We start from the raw sequence: 19,292 nt of genomic DNA, 5'->3' as shown, positions 1-19,292 counted from the left end.
GACGGTCCGCCCCCGGTCCCGGCCGTCGGGACCGGGGGCCGGCGGCCGGGGAGCGGGCCCGGCCCTGGACCGATCACCGTCGGCGCGAGCCGATACCCTGGCCCCTGTCGCCGGCCGGTGGAACCGCCGCGGCAGGGGCCCGCCAGGTCAGCGGGCAGGGCCACCACGCACGGACGAGACCGAACGTCAGGCTGCGGCGAGCACGGCCGCGCCGAGGGGGAGCAGAGGACCATGAGCGAGCACGGCAACGCGGCGGTCGAGGGCTTCTCCCTGGGCAACGGCCGCTATGTGCTGCAGCGGCTGCTGGGCGAGGGCGGCATGGCCTCCGTGCACCTCGCCCACGACCGCGTGCTGGACCGGCAGGTCGCGCTGAAGAGCATGCACAGCGAGCTGGGCCGGGACGACTCGTTCAAGGAGCGGTTCCGCCGCGAGGCCCAGGCCGTGGCGCGGCTGGAGCACCCGAACATCGTCACGGTGTACGACAGCGGCGAGGACGTCGCCCCGGACGGTTCCAGCACGCCGTACATCGTCATGCAGCTGATCGACGGCATGGGCCTGCGCGACGCGATCAACGAGGCGATCGGCCAGTACGGCGCGATGCCGGCCGAGCAGGCCCTGAAGGTCACCGTCGGCGTGCTGAACGCGCTGGAGGCCTCGCACGACATGGGCCTGGTGCACCGCGACATCAAGCCCGGCAACGTCATGTTCGACCGCAAGGGCAACGTCAAGGTCATGGACTTCGGCATCGCCCGCGCGCTGGAATCCGGCGTCACGTCGATGACCCAGACCGGCATGGTGGTCGGCACCCCGCAGTACCTCTCGCCCGAGCAGGCGCTCGGCAAGCCGGTGGACGCCCGCTCCGACCTGTACTCGGTCGGCGTGATGCTCTTCGAGATGATCACCGGGCAGCTGGTCTTCGACGGCGACTCGGCGTTCTCGATCGCCTACAAGCACGTCCAGGAGGAGCCGCCGGCCCCCTCCACCCTCAACCGCTCGGTCACCCCCGAGGTGGACGCGTTCGTCGCCCAGGCGCTGCGCAAGGACCCGGCGCACCGGTTCCAGAGCGCGGCGGCGATGCGGGACGAGGCGGAGCGGCTGATCGCGTCCGCCAAGGGCGGCGACAACGGGCACAGGCTGCAGGCCAGCACCCCGCTGGTGATCAACGAGGGCCCGCGCTCGGTGCACGCCGCCCCGCAGGCTCCGCAGACGCCGCAGACGCCGCACCCGCAGTTCCTCCAGCAGCCGCCGCAGCCGCAGTACCAGACCCCGCCGCCGGCCTACCGGACGCCGCACCCGCAGGCTCCGCAGGCCCCGCAGACGCCGCACCCGCAGGCTCCGCAGGCCCCGCAGACGCCGCACCCGCAGTTCCTCCAGCAGCCGCCGCAGCCGCAGTACCAGACCCCGCCGCCGGCGTACCAGACGCCGCACCCGCAGGCTCCGCAGACGCCGCACCCGCAGTTCCTCCAGCAGCCGCCGCAGGCGCACACCCCGCCGCCGCAGCCGATGCCGCCGTACCAGCAGCCGAAGGCGCCCAGCGGCGGCGGTGGCTGCTCGACGGCCGTGGTCGTGATCGGGATCATCGTCGGCGTGCTGGTGCTCGCGGGCATCATCATCGCGATCGTGGTCAACAAGGCGAACGAGAGGTCCGGCGGCAAGCTCGGCCACGCGGACCGCCCCGCCAACGTGCTGGTCCTCGACCTCCCCGCCGACCGGATTGGCCTGCTCTGACGGTTTACGGCCGGTTGGGGGGTGCCGCGTCCGCCCGCCGGAGGCGGTAGCGTTCGGGGATACGAAAGCGACAGGGCACCGCGATCCGAGCGAACGCCCGGGGCGAGGAGCGATGGCACAGACGCAGCAGCCGGACGACGACGCGGGTGTCCGAGCGGTCGGCCGGACCGGCGGAACCCCGAGGATTCCCGAGCCCGGCGCCGAGGCGCCGACCTCGGCGCTGCCGCCGGTCACCGCGGGCGGCCCGCAGACCCCGGGCCGCGGCACAGCCGTGCCGCTGAGCACCGTCGGCGACGGCCGCTACCGGCTGACCCACCGGCTCGGACGCGGCGGCATGGCCGAGGTGTTCGCCGCCGAGGACGTGCGGCTCGGCCGCACCGTCGCGGTCAAGTTGCTGCGTGGCGAACTGGCCCAGGACGACGTCGCCCGGCTGCGCTTCACCCGTGAGGCACACGCCGTCGCGGCGCTCAACCACCACTCGATCGTCTCGGTCTACGACACCGGCGAGGAGTACGTCGGGGACGAGTCCACGCCGTACATCGTGATGGAGCTGGTCGAGGGCCGCACCGTCCGCGAGCTGCTGGCGGACGAGGAGGCGCCGCCGGTCGACCAGGCGCTGATCATCATCGCCGGGGTGCTGGAGGCGCTCGCCTACAGCCACCGCAACGGCATCGTCCACCGGGACATCAAGCCCGCCAACGTGATCATCACCAACACCGGCGCGGTCAAGGTGATGGACTTCGGCATCGCCCGGGCGCTGACCGGTGGGGCCACCACGATGACCCAGACCGGCATGGTCATGGGCACCCCGCAGTACCTCTCGCCCGAGCAGGCGCTCGGCAAGCCGGTCGACCACCGCTCGGACCTGTACGCGGCCGGCTGCATGCTGTACGAGCTGCTCACGCTGCGCCCGCCGTTCACCGGCGACACGCCGCTGTCGGTGGTCTACCAGCACGTCCAGGACCCGCCGATGCCGCCCTCGCAGGCCAACGGCCGGGTGCCGACCGGGCTCGACCCGCTGGTGCTGCGCTCGCTCGCCAAGAACCCGGACGACCGCTTCCAGGACGCCGACGAGTTCCGCGCCCACCTGCAGCACGCCCTGCGCGAGATGCACGGCGCGGCCGGGGACGGCTGGGTCGGCGCCACCTCGGGCGACACCGGCGCGACCCAGGTGCTGCGGCCGGACCAGACCGCGGCCACCGCGGCCTTCGGCGCGGTGCGCCCGGGCGACCAGACCTCCGTGCTGCCGTACTCCACGGGCGGCCCGCACACCCCCTCCTCGCCCTACCCGGCGGCCGGCGCCCCGTACGGCGGCGCCCCGTACCGTGGCGGCGCGGACGAGGCCGGGGACGGACCTGTCCGGCGGCGCGGGCCGTGGGCCTGGGTGGCCGGCGCGATCGCCGTGCTGGTCGCGGCCGGTGCGGGCATCGCGTTCGCGATCAGCGGCGACAAGACCGACCACGAGGTGTCCCCGACGCAGCCCCCGGCGGTCACCAGCACGGAGCCGAGCGCGCCCGCCCAGAGCGGCCTGACCACCCCGCCGGCCTCGGTCTCCGGCAGCAAGAAGCCGCAGGCCCCGACCGACCCCGGCAACAACAACGGGAACAACACCGGCAACAACGGCAACAACATGTCGCCGTCGCCGAGCACCGGCAAGCACGGCACGCCGACCCCGACGCAGACCACGCCCCCCAGCCACAGCGCGACCGGGAGCGCGCCGGCCACGACGGCGCCGCCGGCGACGACGCCGCCGGCGACCTCGGGCGCCGGCACGGGGACGGCGAAGCCGCCCGTGGACCCGAAGCCGCCGGTGGACCCGAAGCCGACGACCCCCTGACGCGGTCAGTTGGCGAAGGCGTCCAGGACCTGTTCGTACTCCTGGCACCACCACGCCAGCTGTCCCGCGGAGGCGGGGTAGAGCGGGTCGGCCCGGTGGTCGGCCCGCTGGTAGCGCCACTGCAGCATCCAGAAGTCGTTCAGCCGCTCCCACCAGACCCGGTGGACGGCGGCGGCCAGCTGCTCGGCGGTGGCGGCGCCGGAGCCCCGGTAGGCCTGTGAGTAGCGGCGGACCCGGACCAGGTCGAGGACGCCGGACGAGCGGTCGTTGAAGAGCAGCGTGGCGGCCCGGACGGCCTCCTCGGCGCGTGGCTGCGGGCCGAGCTTGTCCCAGTCCAGGACGGCCGCCACCCGGCCGCCCCGCGGGCCGTCGTCGTAGAGCAGGTTGAGGCCGTGGAAGTCGCCGTGGGTCCAGCCGGTGGGCGGTGCGGCCTCCGGGGCGGGGCGGCGGTGGGCGTGCTCGGCGAGCAGATCCAGCCGTTCCGTGAGCCGTTCCACCACCAGGGCGTCCAACTCCCCGGCCGGGTGGTGCTCCCGGGCGCGGGAGCGCAGGTCGCGGGCGAGCTCGGCGCTGTCGACGGGGTCGGCGCTGCGGTAGCCGGCGGGTTGTTCGATGGGGGCGCAGACGTCGTCGAGCGCGCCGTGCAGCCGGCCGAGCAGCGCGCCGAGCGCGTCGCACTGCGACGGGTCGAGCTCGTCGCCGTGCCGGTGCCGGCCGTCGACCCAGGGGAACAGCGCGAACAGCCGGCCGCCGCAGGAGGCCACCGTGCCGGACCGTCCGGCGCAGGCCAGCGGGGGTGCGACGGGCAGTCCGAGGGTGTTCAGCGCGGCCATCGCGCGGTGGTGGGCGAGGATCTTCGGACGGCCGGCGGTGGCGGAGTCGACGTAGCACTTCAGGAAGTACGGACCGGCCTCGGTGGTGACCAGGTACCCCCGGTTCAGCAGGCCCTCGGCGACGGGTTCGGCGGTCAGCAGCCGGCCCACCCGGTAGCGGGCCAGGACCTCGGCGAGCGCGTCCGGCGGGACGGGTGGACTGAGGGTTCCCATCGGCGGTGCGGAGATGTCGGGGCGGGCCGGTGCGCAGGCGAGGGTCTGGCTGAAAGTCACGTGCAGAGGTTATGGCCCCCTTGCGGGGGCCCTTGACAAACCGTCAACTCTGTGCAGCCGTCCGGTCAGTACTGGTGGTCGGCCTGGTGCCGCGCCACGAAGGCGGCCGCCTGGGTGCGCCGCTCCATGCCCATCTTGGCGAGCAGACTCGAGACGTAGTTCTTCACCGTCTTCTCGGCCAGGTGCAACTCGTTGCCGATCTGACGATTTGTCATACCTTCGCCGATCAGATCGAGGATCCGCCGTTCCTGCTTGGTGAGTTGGGAGAGCCGCTCGTCCTCCTTCTCCCCGCCGTCGCGCAGCCGGGCGAGCACCCTGCTGGTGGCGACCGGGTCGAGCAGCGAGCGGCCGGCCGCGACGTCCCGGACGGCGGTGATCAGGTCGGTGCCGCGGATCGCCTTCAGCACGTAGCCGGAGGCGCCGGCCATGATCGAGTCGAACAGCGCCTCGTCGTCCGAGAACGAGGTCAGCATCAGGCACTTGATCTCCGGCAACTTGGACCGGATCTCGCGGCAGACCTCGACCCCGTTGCCGTCCGGCAGCCGGACGTCGAGCACCGCCACGTCCGGGTGGACCGCCGGGATCCGGGTGAGCGCCTCGGCGGCCGTGCCGGCCTCGCCGACCACCTCGATGTCGTCCTCGACCGAGAGTAGATCGTGCACGCCCCGCCGGACGACCTCGTGATCGTCGAGCAGGAATACCCTGATTTGTCCGTTATCAGTCACGTCCAAAGCCTCCCATATCACCGTACGAAAGACCTATCGTCCGGATCCCCGTACCGACGCGATCCGGCCAGGGCCGTCCAAAACCGATACCGAGAACCCCCTTACGCACGGGCGTCTGCCCGGATAACGTGCGCTGGTGTCCTGAAGGCGCTCGAATTGAGAGCTGCGTCACGCCGACCGTCACCCCCACCCTTCCGACGGCGAGCCGACCGCGGCACCCTCGGGGTTGTAGACCCTGAACAAGTAGGACGTCCTAGCGCAAGCGCGCCGAGGGCGGACGCTGGGTAACGTTCTCGTGCGGGACGCCGTCGGAACAGGATCACCACCTGCCCCGCAGTGGGAGCGCACACCCACGCGCGCCCCGCGAGGCGGTGACCGGACCGGTCACCGGCGACCCCGGGCGGCTGGACAGACCGAGGAGTGAACGTGACCGTCAAAAGCACGGCGAGGGCTCGCAAGAAGGCGGCCCCCGGCGTCCCTGACACCCTCCGTGGCAAGGGCAAGGACGCCCAGCCGGAGCTCGTCCAGCTGCTCACGCCGGAAGGCGAGCGGGTCGAGAACCCGGACTATCCCCTCACCACCACTCCCGAGGAGCTGCGCGCCCTCTACCGCGACCTGGTGCTGGTGCGCCGGTTCGACGCGGAGGCCACCGCGCTCCAGCGCCAGGGCGAGCTGGGCCTGTGGGCCTCGCTGCTCGGCCAGGAGGCCGCCCAGGTCGGCTCCGGCCGCGCGATGCGCCCCGGCGACTACGCCTTCCCCACGTACCGCGAGCACGGCGTGGCCTGGTGCCGCGACGTCGACCCGCTGAACCTGCTCGGCATGTTCCGCGGTGTGAACCACGGTGGCTGGGACCCGAACGAGAAGAACTTCCACCTGTACACCATCGTGATCGGCGCGCAGGCCCTGCACGCCACCGGTTACGCGATGGGCATCACCAAGGACGGCGCCGACGACGCGGTGATCGCGTACTTCGGCGACGGCGCCTCCAGCCAGGGCGACGTCAACGAGGCCTTCACCTTCGCCTCGGTCTACAACGCGCCGGTGGTCTTCTTCTGCCAGAACAACCAGTGGGCGATCTCCGAGCCCACCACCACCCAGACCAGGATCCCGCTGTACCGCCGCGCCTCCGGCTTCGGCTTCCCGGGCGTCCGGGTCGACGGCAACGACGTGCTGGCCTGCCTGGCGGTCACCCGCTGGGCGCTCGACCACGCCCGCAGCGGCAACGGACCGGTGCTGATCGAGGCGTTCACCTACCGGATGGGCGCCCACACCACCTCCGACGACCCCACCCGCTACCGGCACGCCGAGGAGACCGAGGCCTGGAAGGCCAAGGACCCGATCACCCGGCTCCGCGCCCACCTGGACAAGGAGGGCCTGGCCGACGAGGAGTTCTTCGCCGCCGTCGACGCCGAGAGCGAGCAGCTGGGGCTGCGGGTGCGCGAGGGCGTGCGCGGCATGCCGGACCCGGACCCGACCCTGATCTTCGACCACGTGTACAGCGAGCCGCACGCGCTGGTCGATGAGGAACGGGCCGAGTACGTCGAGTACGCGGCCTCCTTCGAGGCGGGGGAGACCCACTGATGGCCGGTCAGCTGAGCATCGCCAAGGCGCTGAACGGAGCGCTGCGCAAGTCGCTGGAGAACGACCCGAAGACCGTCCTGATGGGCGAGGACATCGGCAAGCTCGGCGGCGTCTTCCGGATCACCGACGGCCTCCAGAAGGACTTCGGCGAGGACCGGGTGATCGACACCCCGCTCGCCGAGTCCGGCATCATGGGCACCGCGATCGGCCTGGCCCTGCGCGGCTACCGCCCCGTCGTGGAGATCCAGTTCGACGGCTTCGTCTACCCGGCGTTCGACCAGATCGTCTCCCAGCTGGCCAAGATGCACGCCCGTGCGCTGGGCCACGTCAAGCTGCCGGTCACCGTGCGCATCCCCTACGCGGGTGGCATCGGCGCGGTCGAGCACCACAGCGAGTCGCACGAGGCGTACTTCGCGCACACCGCCGGTCTGCGGGTGGTCACCCCGGCCAGCGCCCACGACGCGCACTGGATGCTGCGGCAGTCGATCGAGTCCGACGACCCGGTCATCTTCCTGGAGCCCAAGCGCCGTTACTGGGACAAGGGCGAGGTCGGCGACGCCGCCGACCTGGGCCTGCACGACGCCCGGATCGTCCGCTCCGGCACCGACGCGACGCTGATCGCGTACGGCCCGATGGTCAAGGTCTGCCTGGAGGCCGCCGCGGCCGCCGAGGAGGACGGCCGCCGGCTGGAGGTCGTCGACCTGCGCTCGCTCTCCCCGGTGGACTTCGCCACCCTGGAGGCCTCGGTCAAGCGCACCGGTCGGGCCGTGGTGGTGCACGAGGCGCCGGTCTTCATGGGCATGGGCGCCGAGCTGGCCGCCCGGCTCACCGAGAAGTGCTTCTACCACCTGGAGGCGCCGGTCCTGCGGGTCGGCGGCTACCACGCGCCGTACCCGCCGTCCCGGGTCGAGGAGGCGTTCCTGCCCGACCTGGACCGCGTGCTCGACGCCGTCGACCGCGCGCTCGCGTACTGATTCCGGGGAGCGAAGATGACCACCGAAGTTCGCTCGCTCCGCGAGTTCAAGATGCCCGACGTGGGCGAGGGCCTCACCGAGGCCGAGATCCTCAGCTGGTACGTCAAGCCCGGTGACACCGTCACCGACGGGCAGGTCGTCTGCGAGGTGGAGACCGCCAAGGCGGCCGTGGAGCTGCCCATCCCGTTCAACGGGGTGGTCGAGCAGCTGCACTTCCCCGAGGGCGCGACGGTCGACGTCGGCACCGTGATCATCTCGGTCGCCGTCGCCGGGGAGGCGGGGGCCGCGGCTCCGGTCGCCCCCACCGCGACGCCGGCTCAGGCCCCGGCTCCGGCTCCCGCCGAGGAGACCGAGCCCGAGCGGCGCGAGGTGCTGGTCGGGTACGGCCCGCGCACCGGCGCCGCCCAGCGCCGGGCGCGGCGGACGACCACCACAAAGGTCTCCGCGACCGTGCCGGCCGTGCCCGCGGCTCCGGTGCCCGCGGCCGCTCCGGCGCCCGTGGCCCCGGTCGCCGAAGTGCCGGGCGGAGAGCGGCCGTTGGCCAAGCCGCCGGTGCGCAAGCTGGCCAAGGACCTCGGCGTCGACCTGCGCGCGGTCACCCCGACCGGCCGGGACGGCGTGATCACCCGCGAGGACGTGCACGCCTTCGCCGCGGCCCAGGCCGCTCCGGCCGTCCCGGCGGCCGCCGCGGCCCCGGTGGCCGAGGCCGTCGTGGCCGAGCCGGCCGCGCCGCAGGTGCCCGTGTCCACCACGGGCGACGTCCGGGTGCCGATCAAGGGCGTCCGCAAGGCGACCGCGCAGGCGATGGTGGCCTCGGCCTTCACCGCCCCGCACGTCACCGAGTTCGTGCAGGTCGACGTGACCCGCACGATGAAGTTCGTCCGTCGGCTCAAGGAGAGCGGCGAGCTGGGCCGGGACGTCCGGGTCAGCCCGCTGCTGATCGTCGCCAAGGCGCTGCTCACCGCGATCAAGCGGCACCCCGAGATCAACGCGCAGTGGGACGAGGCCGCCCAGGAGATCGTCCTCAAGGGACAGGTGAACCTCGGCATCGCCGCGGCCACCCCGCGCGGCCTGATCGTCCCGAACATCAAGGACGCCGGGTCCAAGACCCTCGCGGGCCTGGCCACTTCGCTCGGCGAGCTGGTCGAGACGGCCCGTCAGGGCAAGACCTCGCCGGCCGACATGCAGGGCGGGACGGTCACCATCACCAACGTCGGCGTCTTCGGCGTCGACACCGGTACCCCGATCCTCAACCCCGGTGAGGCCGCCATCCTGGCCTTCGGGGCGGTCCGGGAGCTGCCGTGGGTGCACAAGGGCAAGGTGGTCCCGCGTCAGGTGACCACGCTCGCGCTCTCCTTCGACCACCGCCTGGTGGACGGGGAGCTGGGCTCCAAGGTGCTGGCCGACGTGGCCGGCCTGCTGGAGCGCCCGAAGCGCCTGATCACCTGGGGCTGACGCCCCCGTAGGACCGCAGAAGGGGCCCTCCTCCGCACCGCCGTGCGCAGGAGGGCCCCTTCGTCGTACCGCCGGTTCGACTACCGCTGGGGACGGAGTCGACGGACGGCGATCAGGACGCCCGCTCCGAGGGCGAGGAACGCGGCGGAGCCGACGGCGAGGAAGGTGTTGCTGGCGGAGGAGCCGGTGTGCGCCAGCTCGGGGGTGCCGGCCGGGGCCGTGGTGGCCGGGGCGGAGGTTGCCGGGGTGGGGGCGGCCGGGGTGGTGGCCGGGGCCTGGGGCGTGGCCGGGGCGGTGCCCTCGGTCCGGTCGGCGGCGGGCTCGGCGGGGACCGGCTTGGCGCTCTTGGTGGCGGTGGGCTTGGGCTTGGCGGGGGTGGTCGGCTTCGCGGTGGGGGCGGGGGCGGCGGTGTGCGCCACGTGGAAGGTGAGCGACTCGCCGCCCTTCTCGGGGAACCCGGCGGCCTTCGCGGAGGCGACGAACACGAGGCTGGTCGTGTCCTTGGACGCGTTCGCGGAGAGCCCCACCCGGTACAGGAAGTTCACGGCCCGGCCGTTCTCCAGGCGCGGGGCGGTGTTCGCCGCGGACGGGACGGCGTACACCGACGGGTCGCAGCCGCCGTGGACCAGCTTGACCGGCTTCCAGCCGCCCGCGGAGGCGACCTCGACGGTGACGTCCTTGGTGTCCAGGCCGCCGGAGGCCGGGTTGTACATCCCGAGCAGCCCGGAGATGTTCTGGTACGGGGCGCCGGTGAAGTTGGTGACGCTGATGCCGACCTCGACCTTGGGGCCGCCCGCGGTGATGGTCTGGTTGGCCGGGGTCATGTGGAACCCGGCCTCGTAGGAGCCCTGGTGGTCGGCGGCGGGCGCCTCGGTGACGCTCGCGGTGGTCTTCGGCGCGGCCTTCGCGGGGGCGGTGACGGCGGGGGCGTCGTCGGCGCTGTCCCCGCAGGCCCAGGCGGTGTCGGTGGCGAGGAACTGGACGCCGCCGGCGAGGACGGTGGTGGCGGCGAGGACGGCGATGCGGCGGCGGCCGGAGAGCGTGCGGTCGTTCTTCGCGGAACGGGTGATAACGGACATGCGCATGGCGTGGATCCCCAGGGTCGTGGTGCTGACGGTGTGAGTGGGTGAAGACGACCGGCTCCGCTCCTCCTGGGCGGAAGCGCCCCCCGGCTCTGCCGGTCTCGCTCTCCGTGCCTTCACTTGTATGGACGCGCATCCCCGTCGGGGGTTGCAGGTGGGTTTCGAGAAATTTTCGCCGGTGGGGCCGAGGGCCGCTCGGCCCCACCGGGCGGCCGGTCAGCGCTGGTGGTGGAGCCGGCGGACGGCGATCAGGACGCCGGCGCCGAGGGTGAGGAAGAGGGCGGAGCTGAGGGCGAGGAAGGTGTCGGTGGCGGAGGAGCCGGTCCGGGCCAGCTCGGCGGTGCCGGCCGGCGCGGTGGCGGCCGGGGCGGCGTCCTTGGTCCGGTCCGCGGCCGGTTCGACGGCCGTGGTGGGCGCGGGCTTGGCCGGGGTGGTCGGCTTGGCGGTCCGGGCGGGCTGGGCGCCCGGGTGGACGACCTTGACGGTGGTGCTCGCCGACTTGCCGGTGGCGGCCTCCCCGCTCCACGCGTCGGTGGTGAGCGTCAGCGAGGCGAGGTCCTTCGGGGCCCCGGCCGCCAGGGTGATCCGGAACAGCGCGCGGCCGGCATGGCCGTCCGCCAGCGGCTGGAGCAGCGGGGAGGTGTCGACGCGGACGGCCTCGCCGGCGCAGCCGTTGTCGGTGCCGAGCTTCGTCCAGGAGCCGCCGCGCATGACCTCGACCGTCACGTCCTCGGGGAGGAGGTGGTTCTTGCCGCCGGTCGCCTTCAGGGTGAGGCCCGGGGCCACCTCGTCGAACGCGGCCCCGGTGAAGTTGGCGAACTCCACGCCGAACTCGGTCTTCTCGCCGGCGGTCAGCGAGGTCGCGACCGGGGCGATGAAGGCGCTGACCGGGGTCCCGCTGTGGTGTCGGGCCATGGCCGCCTCGGAGGTGACCGAGTTGTTCGCGGAGTACGGGCCGTCGCAGGCCCAGGCGGTGTCGGTGGCGAGGAACTGGACGCCGCCGGCGAGGACCGTGCCGGCGGCGAGGACGGCGATGCGGCGGCGGCCGGAGAGCGCGCGCTCGTTCTTCGCGAAACGGGTGATAGCGGACAGGCGCATGACGTGACTCCCCAGGGTCATGGTGCTGACGGTGTGAGTGGGTGAAGACGACCGGCCCCGCTCCTCCCGAGCGGAAGCGCCCCCCGGCTCTGCCGGTCTCGCTCTCCGTGCCTTCACCTGTATGGACGCGCATCCCCACGGGGGGTTGCAGACGGGTTCCGAGAAATCTCGGGTTCTGTCCGGCGGGCCTTCTAAGCCTCTCGCGTGAAGGTTGGTATGACCAGAATGGTCCGGAAAGTGCGGATCGTTCGGCCAGGTCGGTGACTTTCTCGCGGCCGGATAGGGGAGTCCCGGCCGCCCGGGTACGTCTCCGCTCCACCACCCGGGCGACGCCGGGTGACCGGATCCGGGAGGACGCACCCGTATGGCGCCTGGCAACCCTGGCCGTCTCGTCCGGAGTCTGGCCGCCCTCGTGCTGCTGTCCGCCGCCGCCCTCCCGAGCGCCCTGGAGCTGGCCGGCCCCTCGCCGTTCGGCGTGATCGGCCCGGGGGCCCCGGCCGACCGCGCGGTGCCCCCGCACACGGCCCTCCAGGCCGACCGGCGGATATTCGCGGCCGCCCCGACCGTCGAGATACGCCGCACCGGCGACCCGGCCAACCGGATCACCCTGGTGCTGCTCGGCGACGGCTACACGGCCGGCGAGCAGGACCTCTTCCGGCAGCAGGCCGACAAGGCCTGGCACGCGCTGATGGACATCGAGCCCTTCCGTACCTACCAGGGCTTCTTCAACATCCGGCGGGTCGAGGTGGTCTCCCCGGTCTCCGGGATCGCCGAGTCCGAGAGCCGCGGCCGCAAGACCGCCACCCCGCTCGGCATGCACTTCTGGTGCGAGGGCACCGCCCGGCTGCTCTGCGCCGACGAGGCCGCCACCGCCCGGTACGCGGGGGACGGCGCCGGGCCGCAGTACCTGATAGCGCTGGCCAACTCCACCGAGTACGGCGGCGCCGGCGGCACCGGGGTGACCACCCTGGCGGGCGGCAGCCCGGACGCCGGGCGGATCATCCAGCACGAGATCGGGCACACCGTGGGCGACCTCGGCGACGAGTACGACACCGCCCCGGACGACGCCGACTACCCGAACCTCGCCACCCTCAACGCCGACGACATGCGCAGGAAGCAGACCAAGTGGTGGCGCTGGCTGGGCGCCGAGTCCCCGGACGGGGCCGGCGTGATCGGGGCGTACCGCAGCGCCAACGGCCTCTACCGGCCGACCCAGGACTCGGTGATGCGCACCCTGGGCAGCGCGTACAACCTCCCCTCGCGCGAGGCGATCATCGAGGAGCTGTACCGCAGGGTCCGGCCGACCGACACCCCGGTGCCGCCCCCCGGCGAGGTGTCCGGGCGGCCCCGGCTCGACGTCCGGCCGCTGCCGCTGAACGGCCCGCGGCAGCTGAAGGTGGAGTGGAAGGTGGACGGCGTCCCGGTGGCGCCGCAGTCCGCCGACGGCGCCCGGCTGGACACCGCCCGGCTGGAGCTGGCCCCGGGCCGGACGGTCACCGTGACGGCGACCGTCCGGGACGCCACCGACTGGGTGCGGGACGAGGCCTTCCGGGAGCGCTACATGACCCGCTCGGTGTCCTGGACGCTGACCGGCTGAGGCGGGGCCGAGGCTGAGGCCGGGGCGCACGGGCCCCTGGTCCGAGCATCCGATCATGGGATGACTAGTCTGGTCGGACTATGACCGTGGAGCCCGTTCGTTCAGCCCCGTCCCCGACCGTCCCCGCTCCCCGGCCCATCGCCGAGCCCCCGGCCGCGTCCGCATCCGCGTTCGGCTCCGCGCCCGCGCTCGTACCGCCCGGCGGCCGGGCGGCCTGGCTGGCCTGGTCCGTCGGCGTCAGCGTCTACATCCTGGCCGTCATCCACCGCACCAGCCTCGGCGTGGCCGGACTGGACGCCGCCGACCGCTTCGGCATCGGCGCCTCGGCGCTCTCCACCTTCTCGATCCTCCAGGTGCTGGTCTACGCGGCCATGCAGATCCCGGTCGGCCTGCTGGTCGACCGGTTCGGGCCGCGCCGGGTGCTGATGCTCGGCGTCGTGCTGCTGAGCGCCGGCCAGCTGGCCTTCGCCTTCAGCTCGGCGTTCGGCCCCGCGCTGGCCTCCCGCGCGGTGCTCGGCTGCGGCGACGCGATGACCTTCATCAGCGTGCTGCGGATCGCCGCCCGGTGGTTCCCGGCGGCCCGGAACCCGTTCGTGGCCCAGCTGACCGGCCTGGCCGGGATGGGCGGCAACCTGGTCACCACCGTGGTGCTCGCCCGGGCGCTGCACAGCGAGGGCTGGACGCCGACCTTCACCGCGATCGCGCTGCTGGGCGTGGCGGTGTTCGCGCTGGTCGCGCTCCTCCTCCGGGACGCGCCGCCGCAGGCCGCCGTCCGGCCCGGGGCGCCCGGGGCGCGGCCGAAGGTCGGCCGGCAGGTGCTCGCCTGCTGGCGGGAGCCGGGCACCCGGCTCGGGCTCTGGATCCACTTCACCACCCAGTTCCCCGGCAACGCCTTCGGCCTGCTCTGGGGCCTGCCCTACCTGGTGCAGGCGCAGGGGATGTCCCGGGCCGGGGCCGGCGGGCTGCTGACCCTGCTGGTGCTCAGCAACATGACCTTCGGCTTCGTCTTCGGCCGGCTGCTCTCCGCCTCGGCGCGGGCCCGGATGCCGATCGTGCTGACCGTCGTCGGGAGCACCGCGCTCGGCTGGGCGCTGGTGCTGGCCTGGCCCGGCGGCCACCCGCCGACCTGGCTGCTGGTCGGGATCATCCTGGTGATGGGCAGCAACGGCCCGGCCTCGCTGGTCGGCCTCGACTACGCGCGCGCCCGCAACCCCGTCGAGCGGCTCGGCACCGCCTCCGGGATCGTGAACATGGGCGGCTTCATCGGGACGATGATCACCCTGTTCGGGATCGGCGTGCTGCTGGACGCGCTCTCCCCGGCCGGCGCCGGCGCGTACTCGGCCGCCGCCTTCCGCTGGGCGTTCTGCTGGCAGTTCGTCCCGCTGGCGGTGGGCACGGCGATGATCCTGCGGCTGCGCCGCAGGGTCGCGGCGCAGCCGGGCTGAGCCCGGGCCCCGGGCTCAGCCCGGATCGCAGGCTTCGGGCTTCGGGCCTCAGATGGTGACCGAGAAGTTGGCCAGCACCCGCTCGGCCAGCTCCCGGTCGCCGTCGACGGTGACCGGGCCGGGGCGGCCGCGGCCGCAGGCGAGCCGCAGGTAGGTCTCCCAGCCCATGGTGAGCTGGACGTCCGGGGCCAGGCTGATCGACTCGTCCACGGTGCAGCGGCCGGTGGCGTCCACCCGGACGGTGCGCAGGAACTCCACCGGACCGGTGACGTCCAGCACCAGCACCGTCCCGGCCGGGGCCCCGGCCTTGTCGGTGACGGCCTTGGGCAGCAGCTCCAGCAGCAGGTCCCGGGTGATCAGGGCGGCCGGGGCGTCCAGGTTGCCCGGGGCCTCCAGGGCCCGGCGCAGGTCCTGCTCGTGCACCCAGACGTCGAAGACCCGCATCCGCAGCAGCTCGTGGTACGGGAAGTCCCTGGCCAGCGGCCCGGCCGGCCAGCGCACCGGCTCCTCGGGCGTCTGCTTGGCGTTCCGCAGCGCCCGGGAGCGGCGGATGATCGTGTACTCCAGCTCGCTGGTCATCTCCAGCGCGGTGTGGCAGCGGCGCTTGTCGACCGGCAGTTCGATGTAACGGGCGAACTCGGTGGTCACGTGACGGAGGTCACGCGGCAGCGAATGGATCGGGCGGGGGTCGCCGAGCAGGTCGGACTCGACCGCGATCACGTGCGAGACGATGTCCCGGACGGACCAGCCGGGGCACTCGGTGGCCCGGTTCCAGGAGCCCTCGGGAAGGGGGGCGACCAGCTCCGATATGGACTCGATGCTCTGGGTCCACGCTTCGGTGTAAGCCTGCACGGTCTGGTTGTCCGTCACGGGAATCTCCGGCCCTCCGTCAGCTTCCTTGCCGCCTGTGCCCCGCCGTCACGGCCGACCGGGATGGTCCGGCTTTCCGGGCGCACACGCTAACCGCACGTTACGCTGCCGGATGACAGCTGGGCAGCGCTTTCGGGTGACGATCGTAGGTCTCTTGCCGTGGACGGTGGTACTGTGCGCGCTTCATTGATCCAAATCGCGGTCTCCGACGCGGAGCCGCCCGCCGAGCGGAGGGCTCGGGCGGCGGCCCTGGTGCGGGCGCAGCAGGGCGCCGATCTGGTGGTGCTGCCCGAGCTGTGGCCGCTCGGCGGCTTCGCCCACGACCTCTGGTCGGACGGCGCGGAGACCCTGGACGGGCCCACCTCGGACGCGATGTCGGCCGCCGCCCGGGCCGCCGGGGTCTGGCTGCACGCCGGTTCGATCGTCGAACGCGATCCGGACGGGCCGATCTACAACACCTCGCTGCTGTTCTCCCCGGACGGCGAGCTGGTGCACACGTACCGCAAGATCCACCGCTTCGGCTTCGACAGCGGCGAGGCGGTGGTGATGGGCGCCGGGCAGGAGATCGTCACCGCGCCCACCGACTTCGCCACGCTGGGCCTGGCCACCTGCTACGACCTGCGCTTCCCCGAGCTGTTCCGGGCGCTGCTGGACGCCGGCGCGCAGCTGCTGGTGGTCCCGGCGGCCTGGCCGGCGCGGCGGCGCGAGCACTGGACGCTGCTGGCCCGGGCCCGGGCGGTGGAGGAGCAGGCCTTCGTGCTGGCCTGCAACACCGCGGGGACGCACGCCGGGGTCGAGCAGGCCGGGCACAGCATCGTGGTGGACCCGTGGGGCCGGGTGCTGGCCGAGGCGGGGGCGGACGAGGAGGTCCTGACGGTCGAGTTCGACCCGGCCGAGGTGGCGAAGGCGCGCGAGGAGTTCCCGGTGCTGCGGGACCGCCTGCTGGGGATCCCGGCACCGGTCCAGCGCTGAGCGGTGGCGGGGCCGGGGCGCGGTGGAGGGCGTTCCGGGAGGGTTGGTTCGTACCTGGGTCGGTCGGGTTTGAGAAGATGAGCACTCGTCGTGTTCCCCGCCGGCCCGCACGAGGGCCGGCACGGTAGGCCGCCCGAGGAGATCGCGCCCATGCCTGACAACGGCGCAGGCGACACCCCCCGCCCCGTCATCCACCGCAACAGCCTGCGCGAGCAGATCGCCGGCGCGCTGCGCGAGGAGATGATGGCCGGCCGACTCGCGGCCGGCCGCAACTTCACCGTCAAGGAGATCGCCGAGCTGTACGGCGTCTCCGCGACCCCGGCCCGCGAGGCCCTGGTCGACCTCGGGGCGCAGGGACTGCTGCGGGCCGAGCACCACCGCGGCTTCACCGTGCCCGAGCTGGGGTGGGACGACTTCCTGGAGATCTTCGAGTCCCGGGTGCTGATCACCGACAGCTTCCACCGCCAGTACGCCACCCGCCGGGCGCTGCCCGACCTCAGCCGGCTGCCCTCGCTGCACCGCCGGGCCGACGCCGCGGTGCGGGCCGCCCGGGCCGGGAACCTGGACGTGATGGTGGGCTGCGACCGCAGGTTCTGGCAGGAGGTCGGCGGGCTGCTCGGCAACCGCCGGATCGCCGACTACCTGGACTGGCTGCGGGTGCAGTCCTGGATGTTCGCCGCGCGCTACCTGCGGGAGCTGCCCGCGCTGGGCGGGATCTGCTGGGAGCGCCACTCCGACCTGGTCGAGGCGATCGAGGCCCGAGACTCGCTCGGCGCGCACCGCATCATCTGCGAGTACAACCTGTACACCGTCCGGCTGCTCGCCGGGCTGGCCGGGCAGCCGCTGGAGTCGGTGACCGTCCTGGAGCTGCTCACCGAGTTCACCGGGGAGGACCCGCCGCCGGTGCCGGTCGAGCCGCCGCCCGCGCCGCCGGAACCGGACGCGCCGCCGGAGCCGGCCACCGGGCCCGGCGCCGACCCCGGTGCCGAGCGGAGCCGCCGCGGCGACGAGGTGGGCCGGGAACTCGGCCGTGAGCTGGGCCTAGGCCTCGGACTGGTGCCGCAGCCGCGCACGGTCCCCTACGGCCGGTTCGGCCGACGACTTCCGTAGGTCGGCCCTAGATCGGCACGCGAGGAGGGCCCGAGTCGCACGCGGCGCCGGGCCGGTAGGGTGGGCGGTCATCGGTTCGGGCGCCTGGTGAAAGGGCCGTCCGGGTACCGACCCAACCCCGTCGTCGCCCCGTCTCCGCGGGCGATCCACGCCTCCGGAGAGGAACTGCCGGCCATGGCCTGCGACCTCTGGCTCGTCCCGCTGGTGGACGTGCTGAGCCACAGCCCCGACAATCCCTTCCGGGACGACCTCGCGCTCTACAACTCGGTGCTGGCCTCGCGCGGGCTGCCCGAGGTGCCGGTCTACCGTTTCGTCCCGGGCATCAGCGGTGCGGTCGAGCCGATAGCCGCCTTCGACTACGACTCGCTGCACTTCCTGCGCCGCGCCTACCTGTTGGGCCTCACCGGCCTGGACATCACCCCGGTCGACGCGCTCGGCGGCGACTACGAGCAGCTGCTGGAGATGTTCGAGAGCAGCGCCGAACAGTCGCACCTGGTCTGGCACTTCGACCACGCCGGGGCGTACGTGCCGGTCGAGTTCGCGGCGCCGCTGGTGGACGACACGCTGCTCGCCTCCGGCGGACCGCTCGGCTCCAGCCACGGGCTGCTGCGCGAACTCCAGGCCGTCGCACCGGCGCTGGGCATCGACCCGTTCAACCCGCCGGGCCCGACCCGGCCGCTCGGCCCGACCGGCCTGGAGCAGCCGTTCGGGCCGCCGATCGACGACGTCCACCCCTTCGCCAGGGAGCGGCACGCCTGGTCGGGCCTGTACGCGGCGGCGACCAGGAGCGTCTCCCAGGGCTCGATGATCGTCTTCGCCTGACCCCGACCCCGCCCCTGACGCCGATCCGGCCCCCGTCCGGGCACTTGACCCTCCGTATCCCCGATCACTACCGCAGCGGCCCCTCCGGCGGCCGCTGGCGCGGCATGGTGGGCCGGGTGCCCGGCGGCGGCAGCACCCGCACCTGGGCACCCACCCCGGGCTCGCTGCGCCCGCCCCAGGCCCCGCCGGACTGAGTGGGCAGCTGGGTCATCGAGGCGCGGAACTCCAGCATCCACTCCGAGGTCTCGGAGCGGACCATGTCCGAGACGTCCTCGCAGAACCGGCGCAGCACGCCCAGGCAGCGCTCGGCGGCCTCGCCCGCGGTGCCCTCGGTCGGGCCGAGCACCTCGCGCACGCACTCCGACGCCCAGTCGAACTGGAAGGCCTCCAGACGGCGTTGCAGCGCCTGCCCGGTGGAGACGTCCCGCATCCAGCCGGAGGTGAGCCCGAAGACCCGGTCGGCGGCCAGGCTCGCTGCGGAGAGCGCGAAGCCGACGTAGCCCCAGCCGGTGCCGTGCGGGAAGGCCCCGGCCAGGTCGAGCAGCGGGGCGGTCACCCCGCCCACCGCGAAGCCGGCCGCGGCGAACCGCAGCAGGCGCGCCCAGCGGCGCTTCCAGACCCGGTCCCGGCGGTACCACTCGATCGCCTCGACCGCCCGCTCCTCGGACCACCGGTAGAGCTCCTCCAGCCGTTCGGCGGGCTCGCCCCAGTCCCCGAGCGGGAACTGGCGGGTGCTCAGATCGGCTCGGTGGCGGGTGGAGGCGGGTCGGACGACGGCGGCGACGGGCTGGTCCTCCTCACCGATCTCCTTGCCCCAGGCACTCTCCTCGGGCTGCATTTCCGGCTGGCTCACCTGTGGGGCTCCCTGTGGCGGGCGGACTGCTGGTTCT

General features: G+C 73.4%; 16 protein-coding genes. 10 read left to right on the top strand and 6 right to left on the bottom strand.

Features of this window, described 5'->3' with window-relative positions; genetic code table 11:
- Window positions 1-231: 231 nt before the first annotated feature.
- Window positions 232-1,728 (top strand): protein kinase, encoded by a 1,497-nt coding sequence (locus ACGF0D_RS29105; RefSeq protein ID WP_392921229.1) that lies wholly within the window; start codon window positions 232-234, stop codon window positions 1,726-1,728.
- 112 nt (window positions 1,729-1,840) lie between these two features.
- Window positions 1,841-3,565, top strand: coding sequence for a protein kinase (locus ACGF0D_RS29100; RefSeq protein ID WP_392921226.1), 1,725 nt, complete (start codon window positions 1,841-1,843; stop codon window positions 3,563-3,565).
- Between the two features lie 5 nt (window positions 3,566-3,570).
- On the opposite strand, the gene ACGF0D_RS29095 is transcribed toward ACGF0D_RS29100, so the two are convergent.
- A complete protein-coding gene (locus tag ACGF0D_RS29095) occupies window positions 3,571-4,671 on the bottom strand; it encodes a phosphotransferase (RefSeq protein ID WP_392921223.1) in 1,101 nt (366 codons plus the stop codon).
- A 65-nt stretch (window positions 4,672-4,736) separates the two neighbouring features.
- Window positions 4,737-5,396: a response regulator gene (locus ACGF0D_RS29090; RefSeq protein ID WP_392868616.1), complete on the bottom strand. Its 660-nt coding sequence runs from the start codon at window positions 5,394-5,396 to the stop codon at window positions 4,737-4,739.
- Between the two features lie 426 nt (window positions 5,397-5,822).
- Between ACGF0D_RS29090 and pdhA the strand changes: the two genes are divergently transcribed.
- From pdhA to ACGF0D_RS29075, 3 genes are read left to right on the top strand one after another with little or no spacing between them, the layout of a single operon-like run.
- On the top strand, window positions 5,823-6,977 hold the full coding sequence (pdhA, locus tag ACGF0D_RS29085) for a pyruvate dehydrogenase (acetyl-transferring) E1 component subunit alpha (RefSeq protein ID WP_392921220.1): 1,155 nt from the start codon (window positions 5,823-5,825) through the stop codon (window positions 6,975-6,977).
- Complete coding sequence (locus tag ACGF0D_RS29080; protein WP_392868612.1) at window positions 6,977-7,951, top strand: alpha-ketoacid dehydrogenase subunit beta; 975 nt, start codon at window positions 6,977-6,979, stop codon at window positions 7,949-7,951. Before pdhA ends, ACGF0D_RS29080 begins: the two co-directional genes overlap by 1 nt.
- Window positions 7,952-7,966: 15 nt before the next feature.
- Window positions 7,967-9,406 (top strand): dihydrolipoamide acetyltransferase family protein, encoded by a 1,440-nt coding sequence (locus ACGF0D_RS29075; RefSeq protein ID WP_392921218.1) that lies wholly within the window; start codon window positions 7,967-7,969, stop codon window positions 9,404-9,406.
- Window positions 9,407-9,486: 80 nt separating this feature from the next.
- On the opposite strand, the gene ACGF0D_RS29070 is transcribed toward ACGF0D_RS29075, so the two are convergent.
- Window positions 9,487-10,491: an LPXTG cell wall anchor domain-containing protein gene (locus ACGF0D_RS29070; protein ID WP_392921215.1), complete on the bottom strand. Its 1,005-nt coding sequence runs from the start codon at window positions 10,489-10,491 to the stop codon at window positions 9,487-9,489.
- 213 nt (window positions 10,492-10,704) lie between these two features.
- The gene (locus ACGF0D_RS29065; RefSeq protein WP_392921212.1) at window positions 10,705-11,586 is read right to left on the bottom strand and encodes a hypothetical protein; all 882 of its coding nucleotides are present in this window, start codon (window positions 11,584-11,586) and stop codon (window positions 10,705-10,707) included.
- A 364-nt stretch (window positions 11,587-11,950) separates the two neighbouring features.
- Here ACGF0D_RS29065 and ACGF0D_RS29060 point away from each other — a divergent pair, with 364 nt between their 5' ends.
- Window positions 11,951-13,183 (top strand): M64 family metallopeptidase, encoded by a 1,233-nt coding sequence (locus ACGF0D_RS29060; RefSeq protein ID WP_392868604.1) that lies wholly within the window; start codon window positions 11,951-11,953, stop codon window positions 13,181-13,183.
- An 80-nt stretch (window positions 13,184-13,263) separates the two neighbouring features.
- Complete coding sequence (locus ACGF0D_RS29055; RefSeq protein ID WP_392868602.1) at window positions 13,264-14,628, top strand: nitrate/nitrite transporter; 1,365 nt, start codon at window positions 13,264-13,266, stop codon at window positions 14,626-14,628.
- Between the two features lie 48 nt (window positions 14,629-14,676).
- Here ACGF0D_RS29055 and ACGF0D_RS29050 read toward each other — a convergent pair whose 3' ends face one another.
- On the bottom strand, window positions 14,677-15,498 hold the full coding sequence (locus ACGF0D_RS29050; protein ID WP_392868600.1) for a maleylpyruvate isomerase family mycothiol-dependent enzyme: 822 nt from the start codon (window positions 15,496-15,498) through the stop codon (window positions 14,677-14,679).
- A gap of 174 nt (window positions 15,499-15,672) precedes the next feature.
- Here ACGF0D_RS29050 and ACGF0D_RS29045 point away from each other — a divergent pair, with 174 nt between their 5' ends.
- From ACGF0D_RS29045 to ACGF0D_RS29035, 3 genes are all read left to right on the top strand, one after another.
- Window positions 15,673-16,470 carry a carbon-nitrogen family hydrolase gene (locus tag ACGF0D_RS29045; RefSeq protein WP_392868598.1) on the top strand — a complete coding sequence of 266 codons (798 nt, stop codon included), beginning with the start codon at window positions 15,673-15,675 and terminating at the stop codon, window positions 16,468-16,470.
- Between the two features lie 150 nt (window positions 16,471-16,620).
- The gene (locus tag ACGF0D_RS29040) at window positions 16,621-17,580 is read left to right on the top strand and encodes a GntR family transcriptional regulator (protein ID WP_392921209.1); all 960 of its coding nucleotides are present in this window, start codon (window positions 16,621-16,623) and stop codon (window positions 17,578-17,580) included.
- Between the two features lie 174 nt (window positions 17,581-17,754).
- Window positions 17,755-18,402, top strand: coding sequence for a hypothetical protein (locus ACGF0D_RS29035; RefSeq protein ID WP_392868594.1), 648 nt, complete (start codon window positions 17,755-17,757; stop codon window positions 18,400-18,402).
- Window positions 18,403-18,469: 67 nt separating this feature from the next.
- Here the strand turns inward: ACGF0D_RS29035 and ACGF0D_RS29030 are convergent, their stop codons facing one another.
- Window positions 18,470-19,255, bottom strand: a complete 786-nt coding sequence (locus ACGF0D_RS29030) for an SLATT domain-containing protein (RefSeq protein ID WP_392868592.1) — start codon at window positions 19,253-19,255, stop codon at window positions 18,470-18,472.
- Window positions 19,256-19,292 lie beyond the last annotated feature (37 nt).

Origin of the sequence: Kitasatospora sp. NPDC048298, assembly GCF_043201465.1 — a bacterium.
Classification (GTDB): domain Bacteria; phylum Actinomycetota; class Actinomycetes; order Streptomycetales; family Streptomycetaceae; genus Kitasatospora.
Note: the sequence above shows the minus strand (reverse complement) of the source record. Positions and strands in the feature narration are given on the sequence as shown.